Genomic DNA, 25,569 nt, shown 5'->3' on the forward strand with positions numbered 1-25,569 from the left:
ATGGCTCCCCGATCACATCGTGCAAGCAGCGGAAGTGGACCTGGCCGCGCTGCGGCCTCGGACGTGCGGGACCGACGCAGGCCCGGTGCGGGCCAAGGCGTTGATCCCGGGCCCGGTCCTGGACCCGGGCGGCGACAGCCTTCGCGCGGGCGCGCCGCCGTGGTCGCTGCCGCTTCGCGGCGGCGTGCGGACGCGCTCATGGCGGGGGCGTACGGAGGACGTGCGGACCTGTCGGTGACGGGATCGGCCCCGACCCCGGACACGGCCCCCGCACCGGCCCCGGCAGCTCCTCGTCCGGGGAGTGCCGCGCCGTCCGACGAGCCGGCGCGGGTGGTCGACCCGGCTCCGGCTGCGCCGGGGCGGTGGGAGCGGATGGTGCCCGCGGTGCGGGAGCGGCTCCCGATGTGGTTGCGGCTCAGGTGCGGTCTGGAGCCGAGAACCCTTGCCGCGCTCACCGTCGTACTGGTCGCTGCCGCAGTTTTCGCGGCGGTCCACTTCTGGTCCGTACGGCCCCAGACCGTACGCGCGCCCGACCCGGTCAACGAGCGTGCGCACGCTCCGGCACCGGACCCGATGACGGATCCCGTCCATACCCCCGAACCGTCACCCGGACCACCGGCCACCCCGGGACCGGACGGGCGGATCGTCGTCGACGTCAGCGGCAAGGTGCGGCGGCCGGGCATCTACCCCTTGCCGTCCGGAGCGCGGGTGGCCGACGCGCTACGGGCGGCGGGCGGGGTCCGGCCGGGCGTGGACATCACCGGGCTCAACCGGGCACGGGTGCTGCTGGACGGGGAACAGGTCGTGGTCGGCGCGCCACCCGGCGCACTCGCCTCCGGTGCCACGGGCGGCGCCGGCACGGGCAGCCCTGGTGGCCCGGCAGCCGGGCCGGTCAGCCTCAACAGCGCAACCGTGGAACAGCTGGACACCCTGCCCGGCGTCGGTCCGGTCCTAGCCCAGCACATCCTCGACTACCGCACGCAGCACGGCGGCTTCCGTTCCGTCGACGAACTCCGTGAGGTCAACGGGATCGGCGACCGCCGGTTCGCCGATCTCCAACCGCTGGTACGGCCATGACCCGCCCGCACGTCCCACCGGACGTCCATACGGCGTCGGGCCGACGGCTCGGCGCCTCCGACCCGCGGCAGGAGGGCCCGGTCGATCTACGGCTGGTCCCGCCGTCCCTCGCGGCCTGGGCCGCCGCGGCGCTCGCCGTGGGTGCGCCGTGGCGCTGGACGGCCGCGGGGACGGCGCTCTGCCTCGCCGCCGCCCTGGTGCTCCTCGGCCTCTCACGGGCCTCGACGAGCCGCGCAGCGCGCGCCCGGCCGGCCGACCACCGGGAGTGCGAGGACGGTGAGGGCAGCGCTGGACGCGACCGGCACAGGCTCCATGCCACCGCGGCGGCCGCGGTGCTGCTCTGCGCGGCGGCCGGAGCGACGGCGGCGGGCCTGCACGGCGCGGACGCACGGCAGGGGCCCGTTCCCGGTCTGGCCGACCGTTTCGAGAGGGTCGAAGCGGAGGTGACGGTCACGTCCGACGCACGCCGGACCCGCCCCCAGGTCCAAGGCGACCACAGCACCCCGGCCGCTCTCCTCCTGGACGCCGAGATCACCGGGCTCACGGCACCCGACGGCGCCACCACCCGTCTCCGCACCCCAGTGCTGCTGATCGTGTCGCCCTCCGGTTCGACAGCGCGATGGGAGCGGCTGCTGCCGTCCACGAGGCTGCACGTGAGCGGCCGACTCGCGCCACCGCTGCACAGCGGGCAACGCAACGCCGCGGTCCTGCGTCCGGACGGCAAGGGACCGCCTCGCGTCACCGGGCCGCCGACTCCTCTCCAGCGCATGGCCGGCGAACTGCGCGCGGGCCTGCGACGCGCGACGGACGGGCTGGATCCCGATGCGCGGGCGCTGCTCCCGGGGCTGGTCGTCGGCGACACCTCCAGGGTCACCCCCGAACTCCACGAGGCCTTCCAAGCAGCCGACCTCACACACCTGATGGCGGTCTCCGGTGCCAACCTGGCGATCCTGCTCGTGTTGTTCATCGGACCGCCCGGCGCCGCGCTCCGGGTCGAACGCCGTGGTCTGGCAGCCCGGTTGGGCATCCCACTGCGGATGACCGCGCTGCTCGGCGGCGGACTCACGCTCGCCTTCGTCCTGGTGTGCCGACCGGAGCCGAGCGTGCTGCGCGCCGCGGTCTGCGGGCTGATCACACTGCTCGCGATCGGTACGGGCCGCCGCCGCTCGCTGATTCCCGCACTTGCCGCCGCCGTTCTGCTGCTCGTGCTGTACGACCCGTGGCTGACGCGCAGTTATGGCTTCGTCCTCTCCGTGCTGGCGACAGGCGCCCTGCTCACGGTCGCCCCGCGATGGAGTGCCGCGCTGCAACGGAGGCGGGTGCCGCCCCGGCTCGCGGAGGCACTGGGTGCGGCCGCCGCGGCGCAAGCGGTGTGCGCGCCCGTCGTCGTGGTGCTCGCCTCGCGGGTCAGCCTGGTGGCGATTCCATGCAACCTGCTGGCCGAGTTCGCCGTGGCACCCGCCACCGTCCTCGGGTTCGCCGCGCTCGCCGCGGCACCGGTGGCCATGCCCGTGGCCGAGCTGCTCGCCCGGATCGCGGGCTGGCCGGCCGGATGGATCGCCTCCGTGGCCCGCACCGGGGCGGCTCTTCCCGGGGCGGAGATCGACTGGCCCGACGGCTGGTGGGGAGCGCTCCTGCTGACCGCCCTCACGGCCCTGGCGGCGCTCTCCGCCCGCCGTATCGCGCGTCACCCATGGGTCTGTTCGGCTGCCGCGCTGCTGCTGGTCCTCGCGGTGCTGCGCCCGGTGCCGCTCACCCGGGTGCTGACCGGATGGCCGCCGCCGGGCTGGGCGTTCGTGATGTGCGATGTGGGTCAGGGCGACGCCATGGTGCTTGCGGCGGGGGACGGCGAGGGCGTGGTGATCGACACCGGGCCCGATCCACGTCTGGCCGACCGCTGCCTGCGTGACCTGGGCATCACCCGGGTACCGCTCCTGCTGCTCACACACTTTCATGCCGATCATGTCCGGGGTCTGCCCGGCGTGTTGCGGGGCAGGGCGGTCGGCGCGATCCAGACGACCAGTCTGGACGAACCACCGGACCAGGCGGCGTTCGTACGCAGAACAGCCGCCGCGGCGCGGGTCCCCCTGGTACGGGCGACAGTGGGAGAGCGCCGCCGTATCGGCGCGCTCGACTGGCGAGTCCTGTGGCCGGCGGGAGGCGCGACGGCAGGTCCCTTACCGGAGGAGCCCAACAACGCCAGTGTCGCGCTGTTCGTCCGGACCGGCGGACTGAGCCTATTGCTCCTCGGTGACCTCGAACCCGCGGCCCAGCAAAGGCTGTTGCACCAGTACCCGACGCTTCCGCGGGTGGACGTCCTCAAGGTCGCCCATCACGGATCCGCCCACCAGGACCCGGCGTTGCTGCGCAGCGCGCGTCCCCGGCTCGCCCTGGTGAGTGTGGGCAGGGACAACCCGTACGGGCACCCGGCGGCCCGGACCGTCGAGGCGCTGAGGGCCGGTGGAGCGGTAGTGCTGCGCACGGACGTGGACGGCGCGATCGCGGTGACGGGTGCCGGGTCGCGGCTGCGGGCGGTCGGGCGCTCATGACCACCGTCCGGCCGACCGCGCCCCGTGCATCCGCATGGTGGCCGACCGCACCCCGCTCGGCCGTACTCGCGACGGCGCCGCGGCAAGCGCTGCGAGCGCTGCCGGAACTTCGGGGTGCGTCTCCACCGGCTGCCCACGGTCCATCAGGTTGAGTTTTTCGCACGCAACCGCTGATGCAGATAAGTGGAACGTTCAATTCGGACCTTCGGTAACACCTCCACCCAAGCCCCTGCCAGTCCCTCCGTTTGCCTCGAACACCCCAAGAGTGATCGAATGCATGCTCGTCGGCGGGCCGCTGCTCCGACAACGACGTCCAGCCGTACGGCCCCAAGGTGAATCTCCCCCGGGGGTAAGTGAAGATGTTCGGCCGTTGGCTGGGAAGAAAAAACGCAACGGGTGCGGCGCAGGGCAACCCGCTCGTGGGACTCGCGGTGCCGCGCACCGCGGGAGTCCTGAGCTGCCGCGTCCTTGATCCGGTCAACGAGGCTGTTCAGCAGGCCGAGTTCGTCGTGACGGACAGTGCGGGCCGCAAGGTCGTCGGCGGTGAGACGGACCCCTTCGGGAACGTCCTCGCCGCCGTACCGGCAGGTGACTACCGGCTGGCTGTCACGGCCGAGGGCTTCACCCCGTTCCACGGTTCGGCCACGGTCTCCGAGAGCGGCCACTCGGGGCTCGGGGACGTCATGCTCCAGGTGGCCGCGCCCCCACAGCTGCCCGACCCCGGTGAGTGGGTGATCGAGCCGAACCACTCGCAGATCGGCTTCACGGCCCGCCACATTGGGCTGGCCCGTATCCATGGCCGATTCAACACATTCGCAGGTGCGATACGGATCGCCGACCGCATGGAGGACTCCGCCATGCACGTGATCATCGATGCCTCGTCGATCGATACCAACGTGCAGATGCGCGACGACCATCTGCGGTCCAGCGACTTCTTCGACGTCGGGCGCTATCCGACGATGGAGTTCTACAGCGACCGTTTCGTTCACCGGGGCGGCAGCCGCTGGGGCGTGAGCGGCGCGCTCACTCTTCACGGCGTCAGCCGTACCGTAATGCTGGACACCCAGTACCTCGGCGTCGGCAACGGTGTGGAAGGGGAGACCAGGGCGGCCTGCCGGGCCACCACCGAGCTGCACCGTGAGGACTTCACCCTCACTTGGCAGACCATGCTGGCCCGCGGTATCGCCGCCGTCGGCTCCAGCATCGCCATCGACATGGACATCCAGATCGTCCCCAAGGGCTGAGCTCTGAGGCCGCCCGCCCGGCTTTGACGCTGAGGGATACAAGCAGCGCAACACCGTCGAGCGATGTATCGCACGCCTCAAGCAGTGGCGCGGCCTGGCCAAACGAACCGACAAACTCGCTATCGCTTACCAGGCCGCACTTCACCTTGCCGCCATTCTGATGTGGGTCGGCACTGAGCCGGGCTGCGGACGAGGGCGGGCCGGATGCTCAGTCGCCGAGAGCCAGCCGGATACCGAAGGCGGCGATGACGGTTCCGGTGATCCGGTCGAGCAGGCGGCGGGCTTGCGGCTTGCGGAGCCAGCCGTGCAGCACGCGGGCAAAGCCGACGAGGACGGCCGACCACATCAGACCGATGAGGATGTGTACGGAGGCGAGCAGGAGCCCCATCGTGAAGTGGCTCGTGCCAGCCGGGATGAACTGGGGCAGGACAGCGACGTAGAAGGCACCCATCTTGGGGTTGAGGAGGTTGGTGAGCGCTCCCTGCCGCCAGCCACCGACGAACGAGTCCGTGCCGGAAAGGAGGGCGGAGTCGTCCGTGCCGGTGGCGGGCAGCCCCCGGAAGGTGTCGCGGAGCATGCGGGCGCCCATCCAGACCAGATAGGCGGCGCCGACCCAGCGCAACGTCACATAGGCGAGGTGGGAGGCCGTGAAAAGTGCGGTCACTCCGAGGGAGGTGAGCACACCCCACAGCAGAGTGCCGGACTGGATTCCAAGGACGACGCCCCAGGCTCTCCTGCGTCGGCCCACGGCCGAGGTACGCAAGATCAGAGCGGTATCCAGTCCGGGAGTCAGCGTGAGAAGCCCTACAACCAGGGCGAAGGGCCACAGCGCGTTGCTTATTGCCATGGAAGGCCAGGCTACGCCACGTGATCAGCGGTGCGGTTCGTGCCACCGGTCGAAGAAACAGGCTCTATGGCGCCTCCAGCCAGCCCTCGTACTCCGTCGCCAGCGCGTCGAGTGCCGATGGGTCGAGCCGGCCGTCCGCGTCCTCCACGACCACCAGCCACTGGGCGTCCTCCGCGTCGTCCTCGCCGGCCAGCGCGTCGCGTACGAGTTGAGGTTCCTCGGCGACCCCGAAACGGTCGGCGAGCTCCCCGGCCACCTCCTCCGCGGTATCGCGGTCGGGTAGCACCAGTACATGTCTCACATCGCTCACCTGCCCATTCTCCGGTACGGCGACGGGTGCGCGGGGAGGCGTCGAAGGCGGGCTGTCAGAGGGGCGTGGGATGCTGGACGGCGATGGCCACCAGAAGGAATTCCACCGACGATCCGCTCGCCCCCCTCACGCTCGCCGTGGGCCAGGAGGACCTCCTCCTCGACCGTGCGGTGCAGCAGGTGGTGGCGGCAGCCCGCGCGTCCGACGCCGACACGGACGTCCGCGACCTCACCTCCGACCAGCTCCAGCCGGGCACCCTTGCCGAGCTCACGAGCCCGTCGCTCTTCGCCGAGCGCAAGGTGGTGATCGTGCGCAATGCGCAGGATCTCTCCGCCGACACGATCAAGGACGTCAAGGCCTACCTCGACGCCCCGGCCGAGGAGATCACGCTCGTCCTGCTGCACGCGGGCGGCGCCAAGGGCAAAGGGCTGCTGGACGCTGCGCGCAAGGCGGGTGCGCGGGAGGTCGCCTGCCCGAAGACCACGAAGCCTGCGGAGCGGCTCTCGTTCGTCCGGTCGGAGTTCCGGGCGCTGGGGCGTTCTGCGAGCCCCGAGGCGTGCCAGGCGCTCGTCGACTCCATCGGCAGCGATCTGCGGGAGCTGGCGAGCGCGGTGTCCCAGCTGGTCGCGGATGTCGAGGGCACGATCGACGAGGCGGTCGTCGGGCGCTACTACACAGGTCGTGCGGAGGCGTCCAGCTTCGCGGTCGCCGACCGGGCGGTGGAAGGGCGGGCGGCGGAGGCGCTGGAGGCATTGCGCTGGTCGCTGTCGACCGGGGTGGCGCCGGTGCTGATCACCAGTGCGCTGGCGCAGGGCGTGCGGGCGATCGGCAAGCTGTCCTCGGCGCGCGGGGGCCGGCCTGCGGATCTTGCGCGCGAACTGGGCATGCCGCCGTGGAAGATCGACCGGGTGCGGCAGCAGATGCGGGGGTGGACGCCCGACGGGGTGGCGGCGGCTCTGCGGGCGGTCGCGGATGCGGATGCGGGCGTGAAGGGCGGTGGGGACGACCCCGAGTACGCCCTGGAGAAGGCCGTGGTCGCTGTTGCGCGGGCGGCGCGGGCCGGGCGGCGCTAGTTGCTCTGCCCCGGCAGGCTTTGCCCCGTCGCGAGGCAAATGTTGCCGGTCACAGCGCTGGACGGTATTCAGCGGATCACGGCCGGGCTCTGAGCCGCCGGACACCCCTGGCGCGGAGACGCGGGGTGCGGGCCGGGCGGTTGACGTGTTGCCGTCGATCGACGGGCGGGGTTGACGGGACCGGCATGTCCGGGCATGCCGAAGGCCCCGGCTGTCGCTCTGGGGAGAACGATGGCCGAGGCCTCGGTTTCACGCTTGGTGCGCCGCACCCGCGTGGCGAACGCAGGTTCGGTGTGCGGCGCGGGGGCCGGGCAGGGGCGGGAGAGAGGGCCCGCTGGTCCGTTCCGGCGGTTACATCAGAAAGCTCAGCCCTGGAGGGCGGCAACCTTGGAGGCCAGCGCCGACTTCTTGTTGGCGGCGGCGTTCTTGTGGATGACGCCCTTCGAGACAGCCTTGTCGAGCGCGCGCGAAGCGTCGCGAACAGCCGTGGTGGCCTTCTCGACGTCGCCCGCAGCGGCAGCCTCACGGGCCTTGCGGATCGCGGTCTTGAGCGAGGACTTGACGGCCTTGTTGCGCAGGCGCGCCTTCTCGTTCGTCTTGTTCCGCTTGATCTGGGACTTGATGTTCGCCACGAAAGAGCCTTTTCAGGTTCGTTGGATCTTCGATGTGTGCCGCGCCGCCCGAAAGGGCCACGAAGCACAGCTGTCAACGGTACCAGTCGCGCTCCGACCGGCCCAAACCGGTCTCTGCCCCGCGGTCGTGGGACCATGGAAGCTACGTATCGATCCGACCGACCCGACATCGACCCGAGACACGGCGTTCGGCGTCTCAAGAATCAGGACCCTGCGTGCCCGCGACTCCTATCCACGTGCCCGAGCCGAGCCGTACCGACCCGGCGCTGATCCGCAACTTCTGCATCATCGCGCACATCGACCACGGCAAGTCGACCCTTGCCGACCGGATGCTTCAGCTGACGGGTGTGGTCGACCAGCGGCAGATGCGCGCTCAGTACCTCGACCGGATGGACATCGAGCGCGAGCGCGGCATCACCATCAAGTCCCAGGCGGTACGTCTGCCCTGGGTGCCCACCACGGGCGAGGGCCAGGGCAGCACCCATGTCCTCAACATGATCGACACTCCGGGCCACGTGGACTTCACGTACGAGGTCTCCCGCTCGCTCGCCGCCTGCGAGGGCACGGTCCTGCTGGTCGACGCCGCGCAGGGCATCGAGGCCCAGACGCTGGCCAACCTCTACCTGGCGATGGAGAACGACCTCACCATCGTTCCGGTGCTCAACAAGATCGACCTGCCGGCCGCGCAGCCGGAGAAGTTCTCCGAGGAGCTGGCCAACCTCATCGGCTGCCAGCCCGAGGACGTCCTCAAGGTCTCCGCGAAGACCGGCATCGGTGTGGACGCCCTGCTGGACCGGGTGGTCAGGGACGTCCCCGCGCCCGTCGGCAAGGCCGACGCACCGGCTCGCGCGATGATCTTCGACTCGGTCTACGACTCGTACCGCGGCGTCGTCACGTACGTCCGTGTCGTCGACGGTCAGCTCAACAAGCGCGAGCGCATCAAGATGATGTCCACCGGCGCCACCCACGAGCTGCTGGAGATCGGTGTCTCCTCCCCGGAGATGACCCCGGCCGACGGTCTCGGTGTGGGCGAAGTGGGCTACATCATCACCGGTGTGAAGGACGTCCGGCAGTCCAAGGTCGGTGACACGATCACCTCCCTGAACAAGGGCGCGACCGAGGCGCTGGGCGGCTACAAGGACCCCAAGCCGATGGTGTTCTCGGGGCTGTACCCGCTGGACGGCTCGGACTATCCCGACCTGCGCGAGGCCCTCGACAAGCTCCAGCTCAACGACGCCGCCCTGGTGTACGAGCCGGAGACCTCCGCGGCCCTCGGCTTCGGCTTCCGTGTCGGCTTCCTCGGTCTGCTGCACCTCGACGTGATCCGCGAGCGCCTGGAGCGCGAGTTCGGTCTGGAGCTCATCGCCACCGCCCCCAACGTGGTCTACCGCGTGGACATGGAGGACGGCAGCGAGCACATCGTCACCAACCCGAGCGAGTTCCCCGAGGGCAAGATCGACAAGGTGCACGAGCCGGTCGTGCGCGCCACCGTCCTCGCCCCCAGCGAGTTCATCGGCGCGATCATGGAGCTCTGCCAGAACCGGCGCGGCACCCTGATCGGCATGGACTACCTCTCCGAGGACCGGGTCGAGATCCGGTACACCCTGCCGCTCGCCGAGATCGTCTTCGACTTCTTCGACCAGCTGAAGTCCAAGACCCGCGGGTACGCCTCGCTCGACTACGAGCCCACCGGCGAGCAGACCGCCCAGCTCGTCAAGGTCGACATCCTGCTGCACGGCGACAAGGTCGACGCGTTCTCCGCGGTCACGCACAAGGACAAGGCGTACGCGTACGGCGTGCGGCTCGTCGCCAAGCTGCGCGAGCTCATCCCGCGGCAGAACTTCGAGGTGCCGATCCAGGCCGCCATCGGCTCCCGGGTCATTGCCCGTGAGACCGTCCGCGCCATCCGCAAGGACGTCCTCGCCAAGTGCTACGGCGGTGACATCTCCCGTAAGCGGAAGCTGCTGGAGAAGCAGAAGGAAGGCAAGAAGCGGATGAAGATGGTCGGCAATGTGGAGGTGCCTCAGGAGGCCTTCATCGCCGTGCTGTCGACGGACGAGTCGGGCGGCGAGGGCAAGGGCAAGAAGTAGTTCCCGGCGGATTCCCGCGTTTGGGCAGGCTCCGGCCTCCGTACCCGCTACTGGGTGGTAGCCCAACGGGCCCCTGTACCGCAGCATGCTGCGGTACAGGGGCCCGTTCGTTATGAAGCGGCGTCCGATTGCCTCTTACGCGGCGGACGCGGGCGCTCTACCCTGATCACGGCTTCGTGGTTACTCGCCAGTTAAACAAGCGGAACCATCCGCGCGGACAAGCACGCAGGACAAGCACGCAGACGGACGTACCCAAGCAGGAACAAGCAGCAGCACGCAGCAACCACCAATCGGTCGTGAAGCACTGCCGCAGGCCCGGAGGATGTCGTGAGCGACACACAGACCATGATCGATAACCGGCCGCCCTCCGTGGCGGGCCTTTTCATCGAGCGCGTGGCGGCCACTCCGGACGGGGAGGCCTACCGCTTCCCGGTCCCGTCGGCCACTGGCCAGGGCCCCGATGAGTGGAAGTCGGTGAGCTGGGCACAGGCCGCGGAACGTGTGTACGCGATCGCCGCCGGGCTCATCGGTCTGGGTGTGGAGCCCGAGCAGCGGATCGCGCTGTCCTCCGCCACCCGCATCGAGTGGATCTTCGCCGACCTCGGTGTGATGTGCGCGGGCGCCGCCACGACCACGATCTACCCGTCGACGAACGCCGAGGAGTCGGCGTTCATCCTCGCCGACTCGGAGAGCCGGGTGCTGATCGCGGAGGACGCCGGCCAGCTGGCCAAGGCCCGTGAGCGCCGCGCCGACCTGCCGGAGCTTTCCCATGTCGTCGTCATCGACCCGCAGGGCGTCGAGCCCGACGCGGCCGACCCCGAGGGCTGGGTGCTCTCGCTGGCCGACCTGGAGGCCCGCGGCGCCGAGCTCCTGACGAAGAACCCGTCCGTGGTCCAGGAGCGGGTCGGCGCGATCTCCGCCGACCAGCTGGCCACTCTGATCTACACCTCGGGCACCACCGGCCGCCCCAAGGGTGTGCGACTGCCGCACGACAACTGGTCGTACATGGCCAAGGCCACCGTGGCGACCGGCCTGATCACCGAGGACGACGTCCAGTACCTCTGGCTGCCGCTCGCGCACGTCTTCGGCAAGGTCCTCACCTCCGGCCAGATCGAGGTCGGTCACGTGACCGCGGTCGACGGCCGGATCGACAAGATCATCGAGAACCTGCCGGTCGTCCAGCCGACGTACATGGCCGCCGTGCCCCGGATCTTCGAGAAGGTCTACAACGGGGTCGCGTCCAAGGCGCGGGCCGGTGGCGGCGCCAAGTACAAGATCTTCCAGTGGGCGGCCGGGGTCGCCCGCGAGTACGCCAAGGTGTCCCAGGACAACTTCCGGCGCACCGGCACGGCCTCCGTACCGTTCGCACTCGGCGCCAAGCACAAGGTCGCCGACGCGCTCGTCTTCGCCAAGATCCGCGAGGCCTTCGGCGGCCGGCTCCGCGCCTGTGTCTCCGGCTCGGCGGCGCTCGCCCCCGAGATCGGCTACTTTTTCGCCGGCGCAGGCATTCACATCCTGGAGGGGTACGGGCTCACCGAGTCCAGCGCCGCCTCCTTCGTCAACCCGGGCGAGGCCTACCGCACGGGTACGGTCGGCAAGCCGCTCCCTGGCACCGAGGTACGGATCGCGGACGACGGCGAGATCATGCTGCGCGGCCCCGGCATCATGCAGGGCTACCACCGCCAGCCGGAGAAGACCGCCGAGGTGCTGGAGCCCGACGGCTGGCTGCACAGCGGTGACATCGGCGAGCTCTCGGTGGACGGCTACCTGCGGATCACCGACCGCAAGAAGGACCTGATCAAGACGTCGGGCGGCAAGTACGTCGCCCCGGCGGAGGTCGAGGGACAGTTCAAGGCGGTGTGCCCGTTCGTCTCCAACATCCTGGTGCACGGCGCGGACCGTAACTACTGCACCGCTCTGATCGCCCTCGACGAGCCGAGCGTCCTCGGCTGGGCCGCCGAGAACGGCCTGGCGGGCAAGCCGTACGCCGACGTGGTCGCGTCCCCGCAGACCGTGGAGCTCATCGACGGTTATGTGAAGCGGCTCAACGAGAGGCTGCAGCGCTGGCAGACCATCAAGCAGTTCCGGCTGCTGCCGCGCGACCTCGACGTCGAGCACGGCGAGCTCACGCCGAGCCTCAAGCTCAAGCGGCCGGTCGTCGAGCGCGAGTACAAGAACCTCATCGACGAGATGTACGTGGGGGCCCGCGAGGCATAACGCGAGGCGTCACGAAGCGCGCGCGGTGCGGACGGGGTGAGCTGCCCCGTCCGCACCGTCGTTTCGCGTCGCCGGTTCTGACAAACGGTCCGGCGTCCTTCTCTGTTCACTTCGGTAACTCGGCGCTTATGAACAGGGCCGGTCTGTCACTCTGTCCGTGTCGTCAGCGGCACACGGCAAGAGACAGGCCGTGCGAGAACACGTCAGGAGCTGCGCCATGGGGCCCATTCCCTTGCAGCGGGACACCGTTCAGCGTCCCGGTACGTACGTCGGCCAAGCGGAAGCGCAGCCGGTCGCCCGGACGAGTCTGCCCGGGAATCTCCTCGCGCCGGCCGCCGCCCGCCGGTTTGTCCGGGCCGCGCTGGCCGAGTGGACCGGACTGGGGCTGCCCACGGCCGTGGGGTTCAGCGACCGGTTGGCGGACGACGCGGTGGTTGTCGTCGATGAGCTCGTCACCAATGCCGTCGTGCACGCCGGGACCACCGTCGAGCTGCTCTTCCGGCTGGAGGAGGCGGCCGGGGACGAGGCCGCCGCCCTGGTGCTGGAGGTCGCCGATCATCACCCCGCCCGTTCCGTGCGCAGCGAACGCCCCGGCCCGTTATCGGCCGCGGACCGGGACGGACCGGCCGAGTGCGGGCGTGGACTGCAGGTCGTGGCCACGCTCGCCGAGCGCTGGGGCATCACGTACCGCACCGGCCTGAAGACCGTCTGGGCCCGACTGCCCGTCGACGACTGGACCGACGCGCCCGATCCGGCAGCCGAGCCCGAACTGCACGCCGCCGAGCTGCTCGCCCCCAGCGCCCGCCGCGCCGTCCGCGACGACGCGGACTGGGCCGGGCGCGGGGCGCTCTCGTTCCTCGCCGAGGCATCGGATCTGCTCGCGGGGCAGCTCGACGAGGACATCGTGGCGGCGCTCGCCGGGCAGCTGCTGGTTCCCCGGCTCGGCGACTGGTGCGCGATCTGGCTGCAGGGCGAAGGCGGCGGGCCCTCGGCCGCGCCACGGCTGGTGCGGGTCTGGCACGCCGACGAGGACAGCACGGAGCAGCTGCGCACGGTCCTGGAGGAGGAGCCGCTCCTGCTGTCCGACGAGGCCGGCACCGGGCCGGTTCCGGTTCCGTGGCCCCTGAGCGAGGGGGAGGGCGAGGGGACAGCCCTGGGGTTTCGGATGACGTCGGGGGACCGCACGCTCGGCGCCGTTCTGCTCGGCCGGGAGGGCGCCGCCCGGGTGCCGCACGAAGTGGCCGCTCTGGTCGAGGATTTCGTACGCCGCGTCGGCCTCGCCGTCGGTGCCGCTCGCGCGTACACCCGGCAGGCCACCATCAGCCGCGTCCTGCAGCGCGGTCTGCTGCCCAGCAAGGTCGCGGAGATACCCGGTGTCACCAGCTCGCTGGTGTACGAGCCCTCCGACGACGGTGTCGTCGGAGGTGACTTCTACGACATTTTCCCGTGCCCCGGCGACCGCTGGTGCTTCGTCCTCGGCGATGTGCAGGGCAGCGGCCCCGAGGCCGCAGTCGTCACCGGTCTCGCCCGGCCCTGGCTGCGGCTGCTGGCCCGGGAGGGGTTCCGCGTCGGCGAGGTGCTGGACCGGCTCAACCGGCTGCTCCTCGACGACGCGATGGAGACCGCCGAGGCCGCCGCGCTCATGGTCGCGGCCGCGGGCGGGCAGCACCTGGCGGAGGGCGGCCAGCATCTGCGGGAGGACGGTCCGCAGCTGCCGGACGGCGGGCAGCCCCGGTTCCTCTCCCTGCTGTACGGGGAGATGGTGCCGCTGCCCGGTGGCGGAGTGCGCTGCACGCTCGCCAGCGCGGGCCATCCGCTGCCGCTGCTGCTGCGGCCGGACGGCACCGTGCGGGCCGCCGCCGAGTCGCAGGTGCTGCTCGGGGTCGTCGAGGACGTCGCGTACGAGAGCCAGAGCTTCGACCTGGCGCCGGGGGACAGCCTGCTCTGCGTCACGGACGGGGTCACGGAGCGGCGCTCCGGGCCGGCGATGTTCGATGACGGGGACGGTCTCGCCCGGGCACTGGCCGGGTGCGCCGGGCTGACCGCGGAGGGGATCGCGGACCGGATCAAACGCGCTGTTCACGAGTTCGCCGAGCGCCCGCCGGACGACGATCTGGCGCTGGTGGTCCTGCAGGCCCGGTGAGCGCGGGCAGGGAAAGACCGGCGACGAGTGACAATGGACGGTATGCCTTCCGTACTGCCCGATGGTGAGCCCGTGCCCGACGACGGGGCGCTGCCCCGCCATGCCCTGGAAGGCGCCGCCGACCGGCAGCTCGGCTTCTACCTGCATGTGCCGTACTGCGCCACGCGCTGCGGGTACTGCGACTTCAACACGTACACGGCGACCGAGCTGCGGGGGTCGGGCGGTGCGCTGGCCTCCCGGGACAACTACGCCGCCCATCTGATCGGCGAGGTCCGCCAGGCCCGCAAGGTGCTCGGCGAGGACCCGCGACCGGTCCGTACGGTGTTCGTCGGCGGCGGTACGCCCACGCTGCTGCCCGCCGGGGATCTCGTCCGGATGCTGGCGGCGATCCGTGACGAGTTCGGGCTCGCCGACGACGCCGAGATCACCACCGAGGCCAATCCGGAGTCGGTCGACCCGGCGTATCTGGCGGAGCTGCGGGAAGGCGGCTTCAACCGGATCTCGTTCGGGATGCAGAGCGCCCGGCAGCACGTGTTGAAGATCCTCGACCGTACGCATACGCCGGGGCGGCCCGAGGCGTGTGTCGCCGAGGCCCGGGAGGCGGGCTTCGAGCACGTCAATCTCGACCTGATCTACGGCACGCCCGGGGAGTCCGACGACGACTGGCGGGCCTCGCTGGACGCGGCGATCGGAGCGGGGCCGGACCATGTGTCCGCGTACGCGCTGATCGTCGAGGAGGGCACGCAGCTGGCGCGGCGGATCCGGCGCGGCGAGGTTCCGATGACGGACGACGACGTCCACGCCGACCGGTATCTGATCGCCGACGAGGCCATGGCCGCGGCGGGCTTCTCCTGGTACGAGGTGTCGAACTGGGCCCGGACGGTGGACGGGCGGTGCCTGCACAACGAGCTGTACTGGCGGGGCGCCGACTGGTGGGGGGCCGGGCCGGGGGCGCACAGCCATGTGGGCGGGGTGCGCTGGTGGAACGTGAAGCATCCCGGCGCGTACGCGCAGGCGCTCGCGGAGGGACGGTCACCGGGCGCGGGACGGGAGATCCTGTCGGCGGAGGACCGGCGGGTCGAGCGGATTCTGCTGGAGCTGCGGCTGGTCGACGGATGTCCGCTGTCGCTGCTGGCGCCCACCGGACTGGCAGCGGCGGGGCGCGCGGTGGAGGACGGGCTGCTGGAGGCGGCGCCTTATGCGGCGGGGCGGGCGGTGCTGACTCTGCGCGGGCGGTTGCTCGCGGATGCGGTGGTCAGGGACCTGGTGGACTGACAGGCGCGGGGGTACTGGGTGAGCCGGCGGCGGGCCTGTACCCCCGCCCGCCCCCTTTCCCGGAACCGGAGGCTCCATCTTCGGGCCCCTGGAACCCCGGGCCCCCGGACCTCGGTCGCTGGACAGGCTGAACGGCGAACCTGTGCCGTGACAGGCAAGGCTTGCCGGGAGGGGCGCTACGCCGGAGCTGTCACGAAGTCGATCAGGTGTTCAACCGAGCCCAGCAGTGCCGGCTCCAGATCCTTGTACGAGCGGACCGTCGACAGGATGCGCTGCCACGCCGCGCCCGTGTTCTCCGGCCAGCCCAGTGACCGGCACACGCCCGTCTTCCAGTCCAGGCCGCGGGGCACCATCGGCCAGGAGCCGATGCCCACCGACGCCGGCTTCACCGCCTCCCAGATGTCGATGTACGGGTGGCCCACCACCAGCACGTTCGCGTCGGTGACCTCGGCCGCGATTCTCGACTCCTTGGAGCCGGGGACCAAGTGGTCGACCAGGACGCCCAGTCGCGCATCCGGGCCGGGGGCGAACGAGCGGACGATGGACGGGAGGTCGTCGATGCCTTCCAGGTACTCCACCACCACACCCTCGATGCGCAGGTCGTCACCCCAGACCCGTTCGACCAACTCCGCGTCGTGCCGGCCCTCCACGTAGATCCGGCCCGCCCGCGCCACCCGGGCCCGCGCCCCGGGGACCGCCACGGAACCGGAGGCCGTGCGGGCGGGACGGGCCGGGCCGGTCGCCGAGGGGCGTACGAGAGTGATGACGCGGCCCTCCAGGAGGAAGCCGCGCGCTTCCATCGGGAACACCCGGTGCTTGCCGAAACGGTCCTCCAGAGTCACCGTCGGGCCCTGCGCCGTCTTCTCGCAGCGGATCACCGCACCGCAGAAGCCGGTGGAGACCTCCTCCACGACCAGATCGGGCTCGGCGGGGACCTCGGGCACGGGGGCGGACTTCTTCCAGGGCGGGGTCAGGTCCGGGTGGTAGCTGCGCATCGGACGACGATAGGAGGAAACCGGTCACGACACGCCGAAGGCGGCGGACAGCCGGTCACGTTGGGCCCGTACGAACGCCGCGTCCACGACGGCCCCGTGCCCCGGCACATACACCGCGTCCTCGCCGCCCAGTGCCAGCAGCCGGTCCAGCGCGGCCGGCCAGCGCGACGGGATCGCGTCCGGGCCCGCCTGCGGTTCGCCCGATTCCTCGACCAGGTCGCCGCAGAGGACCACGGCCGGGGAGTCGGGCACGAGGGCGACGAGGTCGTGGCCGCTGTGGGCAGGGCCCACGTTCGCCAGCAGTACCTGACGGCCGCCGCCCAGGTCGAGCGTCCATTCGCCGCACACCTGGTGATGCGGCGCCACCAGGACGTCCGCCGCCTGCGCCGCGTCCTCCTCGGACACCCCGTGGCGTACCGCGTCGGCGTACAGCTCGTCCGCACCGTTGGTGAGGAGAGCGGCCGTACCGATCGCGCCGTACACCTCCGCCCCGGCGAATGCCGCGGTGCCGAGCACATGGTCGAAATGAGGGTGGCTGAGTGCGATATGCGTCACCCTCCGGCCGGTCATGGCCTGCACCTGGGTCCGTATCTCCACACCTTCGCGCAGCGTCGATCCCGTGTCGAAGAGCAGGGCTGCCTCCGCTCCGACCACCAGTGCGACCGTGGCATCCCACCCGGGGAGCCTCCGGCGGCCCACACCGTTGCCCAGTCGCTCCCAGCCGAACTCTTCCCAAGACGCGTCCATGCGGAGACGCTATCGGCAACGACCTGCGCAGTCTCGGGGTGGCGTGGCCGGTCGCCCTTGCTAGGGCCCCACCCGACCGCCGTACACTGGCGGGGGTCGCTGGCACTCGTACGCATCGAGTGCCAGGAATCACCGGAGATCCACCAGAACCGCCGAGGAAACACAGCTGGAGGTGTGCGCCATGCTCAGCGAACGCAGACTCGAGGTGCTGCGCGCCATCGTCCAGGACTATGTCGGCACCGAGGAGCCGGTCGGCTCCAAGGCGCTCACCGAGCGGCACAAGCTGGGGGTCTCCCCGGCCACCGTCCGTAACGACATGGCTGTGCTCGAGGACGAGGGTTTCATCGCCCAGCCCCACACCAGCGCGGGTCGCATCCCGACGGACAAGGGCTACCGGCTCTTCGTCGACAAGCTCGCGGGGGTCAAGCCCCTGTCGTCGCCGGAGCGCAGGGCCATCCAGAACTTCCTCGACGGCGCGGTCGACCTCGACGATGTCGTGGGCCGCACCGTACGGCTGCTCGCGCAGTTGACCCGGCAGGTCGCCGTCGTGCAGTACCCCTCACTGACCCGGTCCACGGTTCGGCATGTGGAACTGCTGTCGCTGGCGCCCGCCCGGCTGATGCTCGTGCTGATCACGGACACCGGCCGAGTCGAACAGCGCATGATCGACTGTCCCGCGCCGTTCGGTGAGACCTCTCTTGCCGATCTGCGGGCCCGGCTCAACAGCCGGGTCGTGGGGCGCCGGTTCTCGGACGTCCCGCAACTGGTGCAGGACCTGCCGGAATCCTTCGAGAGCGAGGACCGGGGAACCGTGTCCACCGTGCTCTCCACCCTGCTCGAAACCCTTGTCGAGGAGACGGAGGAGCGGCTGATGATCGGCGGCACCTCCAACCTCACCCGCTTCGGGCACGACTTCCCTCTGATGATCCGGCCGGTGCTGGAGGCGCTGGAGGAGCAGGTCGTGCTGCTGAAGCTGCTCGGCGAGGCCAAGGACTCGGGCATGACCGTACGTATCGGGCACGAGAACGCCCACGAGGGGCTCAACTCCACGTCCGTCGTCGCGGTCGGCTACGGTTCGGGCGACGAGGCAGTCGCCAAACTCGGCGTGGTCGGACCGACCCGCATGGACTACCCCGGAACGATGGGAGCGGTACGCGCAGTGGCACGTTACGTCGGACAGATCCTGGCGGAGTCGTAAGTGGCCACCGACTACTACGCCGTTCTCGGCGTGCGCCGCGACTCCTCTCAGGACGAGATCAAGAAGGCCTTCCGGCGGCTCGCACGCGAGCTGCATCCGGACGTCAACCCCGATCCGAAGACCCAGGAGCGGTTCAAGGAGATCAACGCCGCCTACGAGGTGTTGTCGGACCCGCAGAAGAAGCAGGTCTACGACCTCGGCGGCGACCCGCTGTCCGCCTCCGGCGGCGGTGGCGCGGGCGGATTCGGACAGGGTGGCTTCGGCAACTTCTCCGACATCATGGACGCGTTCTTCGGCACGGCGTCGCAGCGCGGACCGCGGTCGCGCACCCGGCGCGGCCAGGACGCGATGATCCGGCTGGAGATCGATCTCGCCGAAGCGGCGTTCGGTACCACCAAGGACATCCAGGTCGACACGGCCGTCGTCTGTACGACCTGCAGTGGCGAGGGCGCCGCACCCGGCACCTCCGCCCAGACCTGTGACATGTGCCGCGGCCGCGGCGAGGTCTCCCAGGTCACCCGGTCGTTCCTCGGTCAGGTCATGACCTCACGGCCCTGCCCGCAGTGCCAGGGCTTCGGTACGGTCGTGCCGACCCCGTGCCCGGAGTGTGCCGGTGACGGCCGCATCCGTTCGCGGCGCACGCTCACCGTGAAGATCCCCGCCGGTGTCGACAACGGCACCCGCATCCAGCTCGCGGGCGAGGGCGAGGTCGGCCCCGGCGGCGGCCCGGCCGGCGACCTGTACGTCGAGATCCATGAGCTGCCGCACCCGGTGTTCCAGCGCCGCGGCGACGACATGCACTGCACGGTCACCATCCCCATGACGGCGGGCGCGCTCGGCACGAAGGTGCCGCTGGAGACGCTCGACGGCCTGGAGGAGGTCGACATCCGGCCGGGCACCCAGTCCGGCCAGTCGGTCCCGCTGCATGGCCGCGGCATCACGCATCTGCGGGGCGGCGGGCGCGGCGACCTGATCGTGCACGTCGAGGTGACGACCCCGTCGAAGCTGGACCCGGAGCAGGAGCGACTGCTGCGGGAGCTCGCGAAGCTGCGTGGCGAGGAGCGGCCCACCGGTCAGTTCCAGCCAGGGCAACAGGGACTCTTCTCCCGCCTGAAGGATGCGTTCAACGGCCGCTGAGGACCGTCCGTACCCCGCTGTTCCCTTGCGCCGTAGCGCCCGCCCGTCCCCGGACCGGCGGGCGCTACGGCGTTCCGCGTATACCGCTCCGGCCATGCCGTGGCTGATTCGGCAGGGTGCACCGAACGTGACACGATGCGGTCATGTCATCTGCGTTGACCGATCTCTGCCGGTATCCGATCGTGCAGGCCCCCATGGCGGGCGGTGTGTCCTGTCCGCAGCTCGTGTCGGCCGTTGCCGAAGCCGGTGGGCTCGGCTTCCTGGCCGCCGGGTACAAGACAGCGGACGGCATGTACAACGAGATCAAACAGCTGCGCGGAATGACCGGTCAGCCGTTCGGCGTCAACCTCTTCATGCCGCAGCCGAACCTCGCCGACCCGAGCGCCGTCGAGGTGTACCGGCACCAGCTCGCCGGTGAGGCCGCCTGGTACGAGACCCCGCTCGGTGACCCGGACTCCAGTGGTGACGATGGCTACGAGGCCAAACTCGCGATTCTCCTGGAGGACCCCGTTCCGGTGGTCTCCTTCACGTTCGGCTGCCCCACCCGCGACGCCCTCGACGCGCTCGCCGGAGTCGGTACGTACACCGTCGTAACGGTCACCTCGCCCGAGGAGGCCCAGGCCGCCCAGTGGGCGGGCGCCGACGCGATCTGTGTCCAGGGCGTCGAGGCGGGCGGCCATCGGTCCACCCACCGCGACGACCCGCAGACCGACGACACCGGCATCGGGCTGCTCTCCCTGGTGGCCCAGGTCCGTGAGACCGTCCAGCTGCCGCTCATCGCGTCCGGCGGCATCATGCGCGGCTCCCAGATCGCGGCGGTCGTCGCGGCGGGCGCGGAGGCGGCGCAGCTCGGCACGGCATTCCTGGTCTGTCCCGAGTCCGGCGCCCATCTGCTGCACAAGCAGGCGCTGACCAACCCGCTGTTCGTACGGACGGCCCTGACCCGGGCGTTCTCCGGACGCCCCGCCCGCGGCCTCGTCAACCGCTTCGTGCGCGAGCACGGTCCGTACGCCCCCGCCGCCTACCCGCAGGTGCACCATGTCACCAGCGGGCTGCGCAAGGCCGCGGCCAGGGCCGGGGATGCGCAGGGCATGGCCCTGTGGGCGGGCCAGGGCCACCGCATGGCACGCGAGTTGCCGGCCGGCCGGCTGGTCGAGCTGCTCGCCGAAGAACTGGACGCCGCGCACGCGGCACCGAGCACAAGGAGCACGCAGTGACCGCACCGGTCTTCGTCGTCGAACAGGTCCCCGCCGGGCCCGAGTTCGTCCTGGACGGTCCTGAGGGGCGGCACGCCGTTTCGGTCAAGCGGCTGCGGGCCGGTGAGGACGTCGTCCTGACGGACGGACACGGCCGGTGGACGGAAGGGGTCGTGCGGGCCGCCGAGGGCAAGGACCGGCTGGTGGTGACGGACCTCTGCACGGTCCACGAGGAGCCCCGTCCCACACCCCGCATCACCGTGGTCCAGGCGCTCCCCAAGGGTGACCGCGGCGAGGTCGCCGTCGAGACGATGACGGAGACGGGCGTCGACGCGATCGTGCCGTGGCAGGCTTCGCGCTGCATCACCCAGTGGAAGGGCGACCGCGGTCTCAAGGCCCTCGCGAAGTGGCGCAACACGGCTCGCGAGGCGGGCAAGCAATCGCGCCGGGTGCGATTCCCGGAGGTGACGGACGCACTGACGACCAAACAGGTTGCCGCACTTCTGGCCACAGCCGACTTCGCGGCCGTCCTGCACGAGGACCGGGGGTACGACAGCGAGCCGCTGGCCACCGTCGGACTGCCCGCAGGGGGCGAGATCGTCCTGGTCGTGGGCCCCGAGGGCGGTGTGGCGCCCGAGGAACTAGCGGCCTTCGCCGAGGCGGGTGCCCGGACCTGCCGGCTCGGCCGGAGCGTCCTGCGCACCTCGACGGCGGGCACCGCGGCGACGGCACTGCTGCTGGGGCGCACCGGCCGTTGGGCGTAACCGCCGTATACAACACGTCCGGTGTGGCTGCAAGAGGTCTACCGCACCGCGGGGAAGTGGTGGGACCCTGCCACGTATGGGGACATTGAGGGCATTGAGTCCATGGGGTCGCGGCCGGACCCATCGCATTCCGGCCGTACTGTGCCTCGTCGGTGCGGCGGCTGCGGGGGCCGTCGCCTGCGAGCCGATCGACGGGCTGAACACCGCGTCCGTCGCCCTGACCACCGACCGGACCGGCACCGCGGCGCTGGAGCGCAAAGGGGTCGATGTGCAGTGGCTGAACTGCACGGCCGAGGTCGAGGGCGGCGGTAAGACGCCGTCCTCGCCCTCGCGCTCCGCGTCCGTGCGGCAGGTGGCGCACGTCGACTGCCGCGGCCGGACCGTCGGCGGAAAGGACATCACCCTCGTCGGCAAGGTCACGAAGGAGGTCAGCGGGCTTTGTGTACGGGGGGACTTGACCGGGAAGGTCGGCGGCAGGACCGTCCTGCGGGCCGATGTACTCGGCAACTGTCACGCCGCCCCCTCGACCGGCGGCGTGACACCGCCGACGGGCGGTGGAAAAGGCGGTGGTGGTGGCCGTGCCCGGCCGACCGTCACGGTGACCGTCACGGTGACCGGATATCCGCAGGGCAAGTGAGTGGGTTCGACACGCGGGCAGAGGGGCGGACTCCGGCCAACCCCGTTCCCCGGAGCACGACCGCAGCCTAGGGTGATCGATGTGACACAGCCTGCCTATCTCCGGTACCCCCATGTCCAGGGCGAATTGATCGCCTTCACCGCCGAGGACGATGTCTGGCTGGCGCCGCTCGACGGCGGCCGGGCCTGGCGGGTCAGCGCCGACAACCGGCCCGTCCGCCAGCCACACATATCGCCCGACGGCACCCACGTCGCCTGGACATCCACCCGGGACGGCGCCCCCGAGGTGCACCTCGCCCCCGTCGACGGAGGCCCTTCGAAGCGGCTGACCTACTGGGGCGACGCGCGGACCACCGTGCGCGGCTGGACCCCCGAGGGCGACGTCCTGGTCACCAGCACCCAGGGGCAGGTGTCGCTGCGCCGAAGCTGGGCCCGGGCCGTCCCGGTCGACGGCGGACCCGCGCGGACCCTGCCGTACGGACCGGTCGGCTCCCTCGCGTACGGACCCGGCGGCCGGGTCCTGCTGCTCTCCGCCACCATGGGGCGCGAGGCCGCCACCTGGAAGCGTTACCGGGGCGGCACGGCGGGCAAGTTGTGGCTCGCGCAAGCACCCGGGGAAGGCCAGGGGCCGGACGGCGTCGCGGACTTCGTACGGATCCACGAGGGCCTCGACGGCAACATCGAATGCCCGATGTGGGTAGGCGACCGTCTCGCCTTCCTCTCCGACCACGAAGGCGTCGGCGCGCTCTACTCCTCGCTCCCCGACGGCTCCGACCTGCGCCGGCACACCGAGGCCGAGGGCTTCTACGCCCGCCACGCGACGACCGACGGCACCCGCGTCAGCTACGCCTCGGCCGGTGAGCTGTGGCTGCTCGACGACCTGGAAGGCGCCGGTCCCCGGCGTCTCGACATCCGCCTCGGCGGCCAGCGCGCCGACCTCCAGCCGCACTCCGTGCACGCCGGGAGCCACCTCGACTCGGCGTCCCCGGACCGTACCGGCCGCGGCAGTGCCGTCGGGACGCGCGGCGCCGTCCACTGGGTCACCCACCGCGAGGGCCCGGCCCGCGCACTGGCCGTCGAACCCGGGGTACGGGCCAGACTGCCCCGTACCTTCCAGGCCGACGGCGATCAGCACGTCGTCTGGGTCACCGACGCGGAGGGCGACGACGCCCTGGAGTGCGCACCCGCCACCGGAACCGCTCCGGGCACCGCACCGCGCCGGCTGGCCGCCGGCCGGCTCGGCAGGGTGCTCGACCTGGCGGTGGCCGCCGACGGCAGCCGGTTCGCCGTCGCCTCGCACGACGGCCGGATCCTGATCGTCGAGCGGGAGAGCGGCGAGGTCCACGAGGTCGACCGCAGCGAACACGGCGACGTCTCCGGACTCGTCTTCTCGCCGGACTCGGCATGGCTCGCCTGGTCCCACCCCGGGCCCGAGCCGCTGCGCCAGCTCAAGCTCGCGCACCTCGCCGATCTGTCGGTCGCCGAGGCCACGCCGCTCCGCTTCCGGGACTACGCCCCCGCGTTCACCGTCGACGGCAAGCACCTCGCCTTCCTCTCCGAGCGGGCCTTCGACCCGATCTACGACGCGCATGTCTTCGACCTGGCCTTCGTCGGCGCCTGCCGCCCGCACCTGCTGACGCTCGCCGCCACCACGCCCTCCCCGTTCGGGCCGCAGCGCCACGGCCGCCCGACCGAGAAGGAGAAGAGCTCCGGCGACGGCGACCAGGACAACCCCACCGCGCTGCCCGTCACCCGGATCGATCTCGACGGGCTCGCCGACCGGATCGTGCCGCTGCCCGTCGAGGCCGCCCGCTACTCCTCGCTGCGCGCGGCGAAGGACGGACTGCTGTGGCTGCGGCACCCGGTGACGGGCGTGCTCGGTACGGCAGCGGCGACGCCGGACTCCCGGGGACCGGAGACCGTCCTGGAGCGGTACGACCTGGAGAAGCTGCACAGCGACGAACTCGCCTCCGACGTCAGCCGGTTCGCCGTCAGCGGCGACGGCAAGCGGCTGGTCCTGCACACCCGGGGCAAGCTGCGCGTCGTACCCGCCGACAGCCGTGTCCCGGCGGGCTCCGACGACGACCACGACGGCGGCAGCGACAACAGCGTCACCGTCGACCTCTCCCGGATCCGCCGGACGGTCGAACCGGCCGCCGAATGGCGTCAGATGTACGACGAGGCCGGCCGCATCATGCGCGACAACTTCTGGCGGCCCGACATGGACGGCGTCGACTGGGGCGGCGTCCTCGACCGCTACCGGCCGGTGCTGGCGCGCGTCGCCACCCATGACGACCTCGTCGACCTTCTCTGGGAGGTGCAGGGAGAGCTCGGCACCTCGCACGCGTATGTGACGCCGCCGGGCGGCCGGAACGACGACACAAGTCGGCAGGGGCTGCTCGGGGCCGACATCTCCCGCACGGACGAAGGCCATTGGCGTATCGACCGGATCCTGCCGTCCGAGACGTCCGACCCGGCAGCCCGCTCACCGCTCGCCGCGCCCGGCGTCGCGGTCCGCGCCGGGGACGCGATCCTCGCCGTCGACGGTCAGGCGGTCGACCCCCTGACCGGGCCCGGGCCGCTGCTCACCGGATCGGCGGGCAAGCCGGTCGAGCTGACCGTCTCGCCGGCGGACGGCGGCAACCTGCGTCATGTCGTCGTCGTACCGACCGCGGACGAGGAGGCGCTGCGGTACCACGCGTGGGTGGCGGACCGGCGGGCGTACGTGCACGAGCAGTCCGGCGGACGCCTCGGCTACCTCCACGTCCCCGACATGGTCGGCTCCGGCTGGGCGCAGCTCCACCGGGACCTGCGGGTCGAAGTGGCCCGTGAGGGGCTGGTGGTGGACGTACGGGAGAACCGGGGCGGTCACACGTCGCAGCTGATCGTGGAGAAGCTGGCCCGCCGCATCGTCGGCTGGGACCTGCCACGCGGCATGCAGCCGTACAGCTACCCCTTGGACGCGCCGCGCGGTCCGGTGGTGGCCGTGGCGAACGAGTTCTCTGGTTCGGACGGCGACATCGTGAACGCGGCGATCAAGGCGCTCGGAATCGGGCCGGTGGTCGGTACGCGGACGTGGGGCGGCGTGATCGGCATCGACAGCCGGTACCGGCTGGTCGACGGCACGCTGGTCACGCAGCCCAAGTACGCGTTCTGGCTTGAGGGGTACGGCTGGGGTGTGGAGAACCACGGGGTGGACCCGGATGTGGAGGTCGTGATGGCGCCGCAGGACCATGCGGCGGGGCGGGATCCGCAGCTGGACGCCGCGATCCGGATCGCGCTGGAGGGGCTCGCACAGAACCCGGCGAAGTCGGCACCGGGTCTGCCGGGCTAGCGCGTGTTTCGAACGTCCCGCCTGCCTGGCGGCGTCTGGCACGCACGCTCGCTGCGTTGTCGGGCTCGCCCCGATACGCCCAGTATCGGGGCGACCCTCCGCCTT

At 71.1% G+C, this 25,569-nt stretch carries 19 protein-coding genes and 1 pseudogene; 15 read left to right on the top strand and 5 right to left on the bottom strand.

Annotation, left to right across the window (positions count from 1 at the left end):
• The 4 genes and pseudogenes from AB0915_RS09815 to AB0915_RS09830 form a co-directional block, all read left to right on the top strand.
• Positions 1–1,077: a helix-hairpin-helix domain-containing protein gene (locus AB0915_RS09815; protein WP_366690572.1), complete on the top strand. Its 1,077-nt coding sequence runs from the start codon at positions 1–3 to the stop codon at positions 1,075–1,077.
• Positions 1,074–3,626, top strand: coding sequence for a ComEC/Rec2 family competence protein (locus AB0915_RS09820; RefSeq protein WP_366690573.1), 2,553 nt, complete (start codon positions 1,074–1,076; stop codon positions 3,624–3,626). The genes AB0915_RS09815 and AB0915_RS09820 overlap by 4 nt, the downstream gene beginning before the upstream one ends.
• A 359-nt stretch (positions 3,627–3,985) precedes the next feature.
• Positions 3,986–4,870, top strand: a complete 885-nt coding sequence (locus tag AB0915_RS09825) for a YceI family protein (protein WP_366690574.1) — start codon at positions 3,986–3,988, stop codon at positions 4,868–4,870.
• Between the two features lie 7 nt (positions 4,871–4,877).
• Positions 4,878–5,000, top strand: a pseudogene (locus tag AB0915_RS09830) (IS5/IS1182 family transposase); the annotation flags it as partial.
• A 78-nt stretch (positions 5,001–5,078) separates the two neighbouring features.
• Here AB0915_RS09830 and AB0915_RS09835 read toward each other — a convergent pair.
• Positions 5,079–5,717, bottom strand: coding sequence for a LysE family translocator (locus AB0915_RS09835; RefSeq protein ID WP_366690575.1), 639 nt, complete (start codon positions 5,715–5,717; stop codon positions 5,079–5,081).
• A gap of 64 nt (positions 5,718–5,781) precedes the next feature.
• The gene (locus tag AB0915_RS09840) at positions 5,782–6,027 is read right to left on the bottom strand and encodes a hypothetical protein (RefSeq protein ID WP_366690576.1); all 246 of its coding nucleotides are present in this window, start codon (positions 6,025–6,027) and stop codon (positions 5,782–5,784) included.
• An 83-nt stretch (positions 6,028–6,110) separates the two neighbouring features.
• Between AB0915_RS09840 and holA the strand changes: the two genes are divergently transcribed.
• Complete coding sequence (holA, locus tag AB0915_RS09845) at positions 6,111–7,100, top strand: DNA polymerase III subunit delta (RefSeq protein ID WP_266985789.1); 990 nt, start codon at positions 6,111–6,113, stop codon at positions 7,098–7,100.
• A 365-nt stretch (positions 7,101–7,465) separates the two neighbouring features.
• Here the strand turns inward: holA and rpsT are convergent, their stop codons facing one another.
• The gene (rpsT, locus tag AB0915_RS09850; protein ID WP_030921110.1) at positions 7,466–7,732 is read right to left on the bottom strand and encodes a 30S ribosomal protein S20; all 267 of its coding nucleotides are present in this window, start codon (positions 7,730–7,732) and stop codon (positions 7,466–7,468) included.
• A gap of 215 nt (positions 7,733–7,947) precedes the next feature.
• On the opposite strand from rpsT, the gene lepA reads away from it, so the two are divergent.
• The 4 genes from lepA to hemW all read left to right on the top strand — a co-directional run bounded on the left by lepA (position 7,948) and on the right by hemW (position 15,457).
• Positions 7,948–9,822, top strand: coding sequence for a translation elongation factor 4 (gene lepA, locus AB0915_RS09855; protein WP_366690577.1), 1,875 nt, complete (start codon positions 7,948–7,950; stop codon positions 9,820–9,822).
• Positions 9,823–10,149: 327 nt separating this feature from the next.
• The gene (locus AB0915_RS09860) at positions 10,150–12,039 is read left to right on the top strand and encodes an AMP-binding protein (RefSeq protein ID WP_366690578.1); all 1,890 of its coding nucleotides are present in this window, start codon (positions 10,150–10,152) and stop codon (positions 12,037–12,039) included.
• A gap of 217 nt (positions 12,040–12,256) precedes the next feature.
• A complete protein-coding gene (locus tag AB0915_RS09865) occupies positions 12,257–14,182 on the top strand; it encodes an ATP-binding SpoIIE family protein phosphatase (protein ID WP_366690579.1) in 1,926 nt (641 codons plus the stop codon).
• Between the two features lie 42 nt (positions 14,183–14,224).
• The gene (gene hemW / locus AB0915_RS09870) at positions 14,225–15,457 is read left to right on the top strand and encodes a radical SAM family heme chaperone HemW (RefSeq protein ID WP_366690580.1); all 1,233 of its coding nucleotides are present in this window, start codon (positions 14,225–14,227) and stop codon (positions 15,455–15,457) included.
• Positions 15,458–15,633: 176 nt separating this feature from the next.
• On the opposite strand, the gene AB0915_RS09875 is transcribed toward hemW, so the two are convergent.
• Together AB0915_RS09875 and AB0915_RS09880 are read right to left on the bottom strand one after the other, a co-directional pair.
• On the bottom strand, positions 15,634–16,452 hold the full coding sequence (locus AB0915_RS09875; protein WP_366690581.1) for a DUF3097 domain-containing protein: 819 nt from the start codon (positions 16,450–16,452) through the stop codon (positions 15,634–15,636).
• 24 nt (positions 16,453–16,476) lie between these two features.
• The gene (locus AB0915_RS09880; RefSeq protein ID WP_366690582.1) at positions 16,477–17,199 is read right to left on the bottom strand and encodes an MBL fold metallo-hydrolase; all 723 of its coding nucleotides are present in this window, start codon (positions 17,197–17,199) and stop codon (positions 16,477–16,479) included.
• A gap of 181 nt (positions 17,200–17,380) precedes the next feature.
• Between AB0915_RS09880 and hrcA the strand changes: the two genes are divergently transcribed.
• From hrcA to AB0915_RS09910, 6 genes are all read left to right on the top strand, one after another.
• Positions 17,381–18,397 (top strand): heat-inducible transcriptional repressor HrcA, encoded by a 1,017-nt coding sequence (hrcA, locus tag AB0915_RS09885; RefSeq protein WP_266985805.1) that lies wholly within the window; start codon positions 17,381–17,383, stop codon positions 18,395–18,397.
• Positions 18,398–19,534, top strand: a complete 1,137-nt coding sequence (dnaJ, locus tag AB0915_RS09890) for a molecular chaperone DnaJ (protein WP_366690583.1) — start codon at positions 18,398–18,400, stop codon at positions 19,532–19,534. It begins immediately after the preceding gene.
• A gap of 143 nt (positions 19,535–19,677) precedes the next feature.
• Positions 19,678–20,751 (top strand): nitronate monooxygenase, encoded by a 1,074-nt coding sequence (locus AB0915_RS09895; protein ID WP_366690584.1) that lies wholly within the window; start codon positions 19,678–19,680, stop codon positions 20,749–20,751.
• Positions 20,748–21,494, top strand: a complete 747-nt coding sequence (locus AB0915_RS09900; RefSeq protein WP_366690585.1) for a 16S rRNA (uracil(1498)-N(3))-methyltransferase — start codon at positions 20,748–20,750, stop codon at positions 21,492–21,494. Before AB0915_RS09895 ends, AB0915_RS09900 begins: the two co-directional genes overlap by 4 nt.
• Positions 21,495–21,588: 94 nt before the next feature.
• Positions 21,589–22,131, top strand: coding sequence for a hypothetical protein (locus tag AB0915_RS09905; protein WP_366690586.1), 543 nt, complete (start codon positions 21,589–21,591; stop codon positions 22,129–22,131).
• Positions 22,132–22,212: 81 nt separating this feature from the next.
• A complete protein-coding gene (locus AB0915_RS09910; RefSeq protein ID WP_366690587.1) occupies positions 22,213–25,464 on the top strand; it encodes a PDZ domain-containing protein in 3,252 nt (1,083 codons plus the stop codon).
• The last annotated feature ends 105 nt before the right edge of the window (positions 25,465–25,569 follow it).

Source organism: Streptomyces sp. NPDC048411 (genome assembly GCF_040704695.1).
GTDB lineage: Bacteria > Actinomycetota > Actinomycetes > Streptomycetales > Streptomycetaceae > Streptomyces.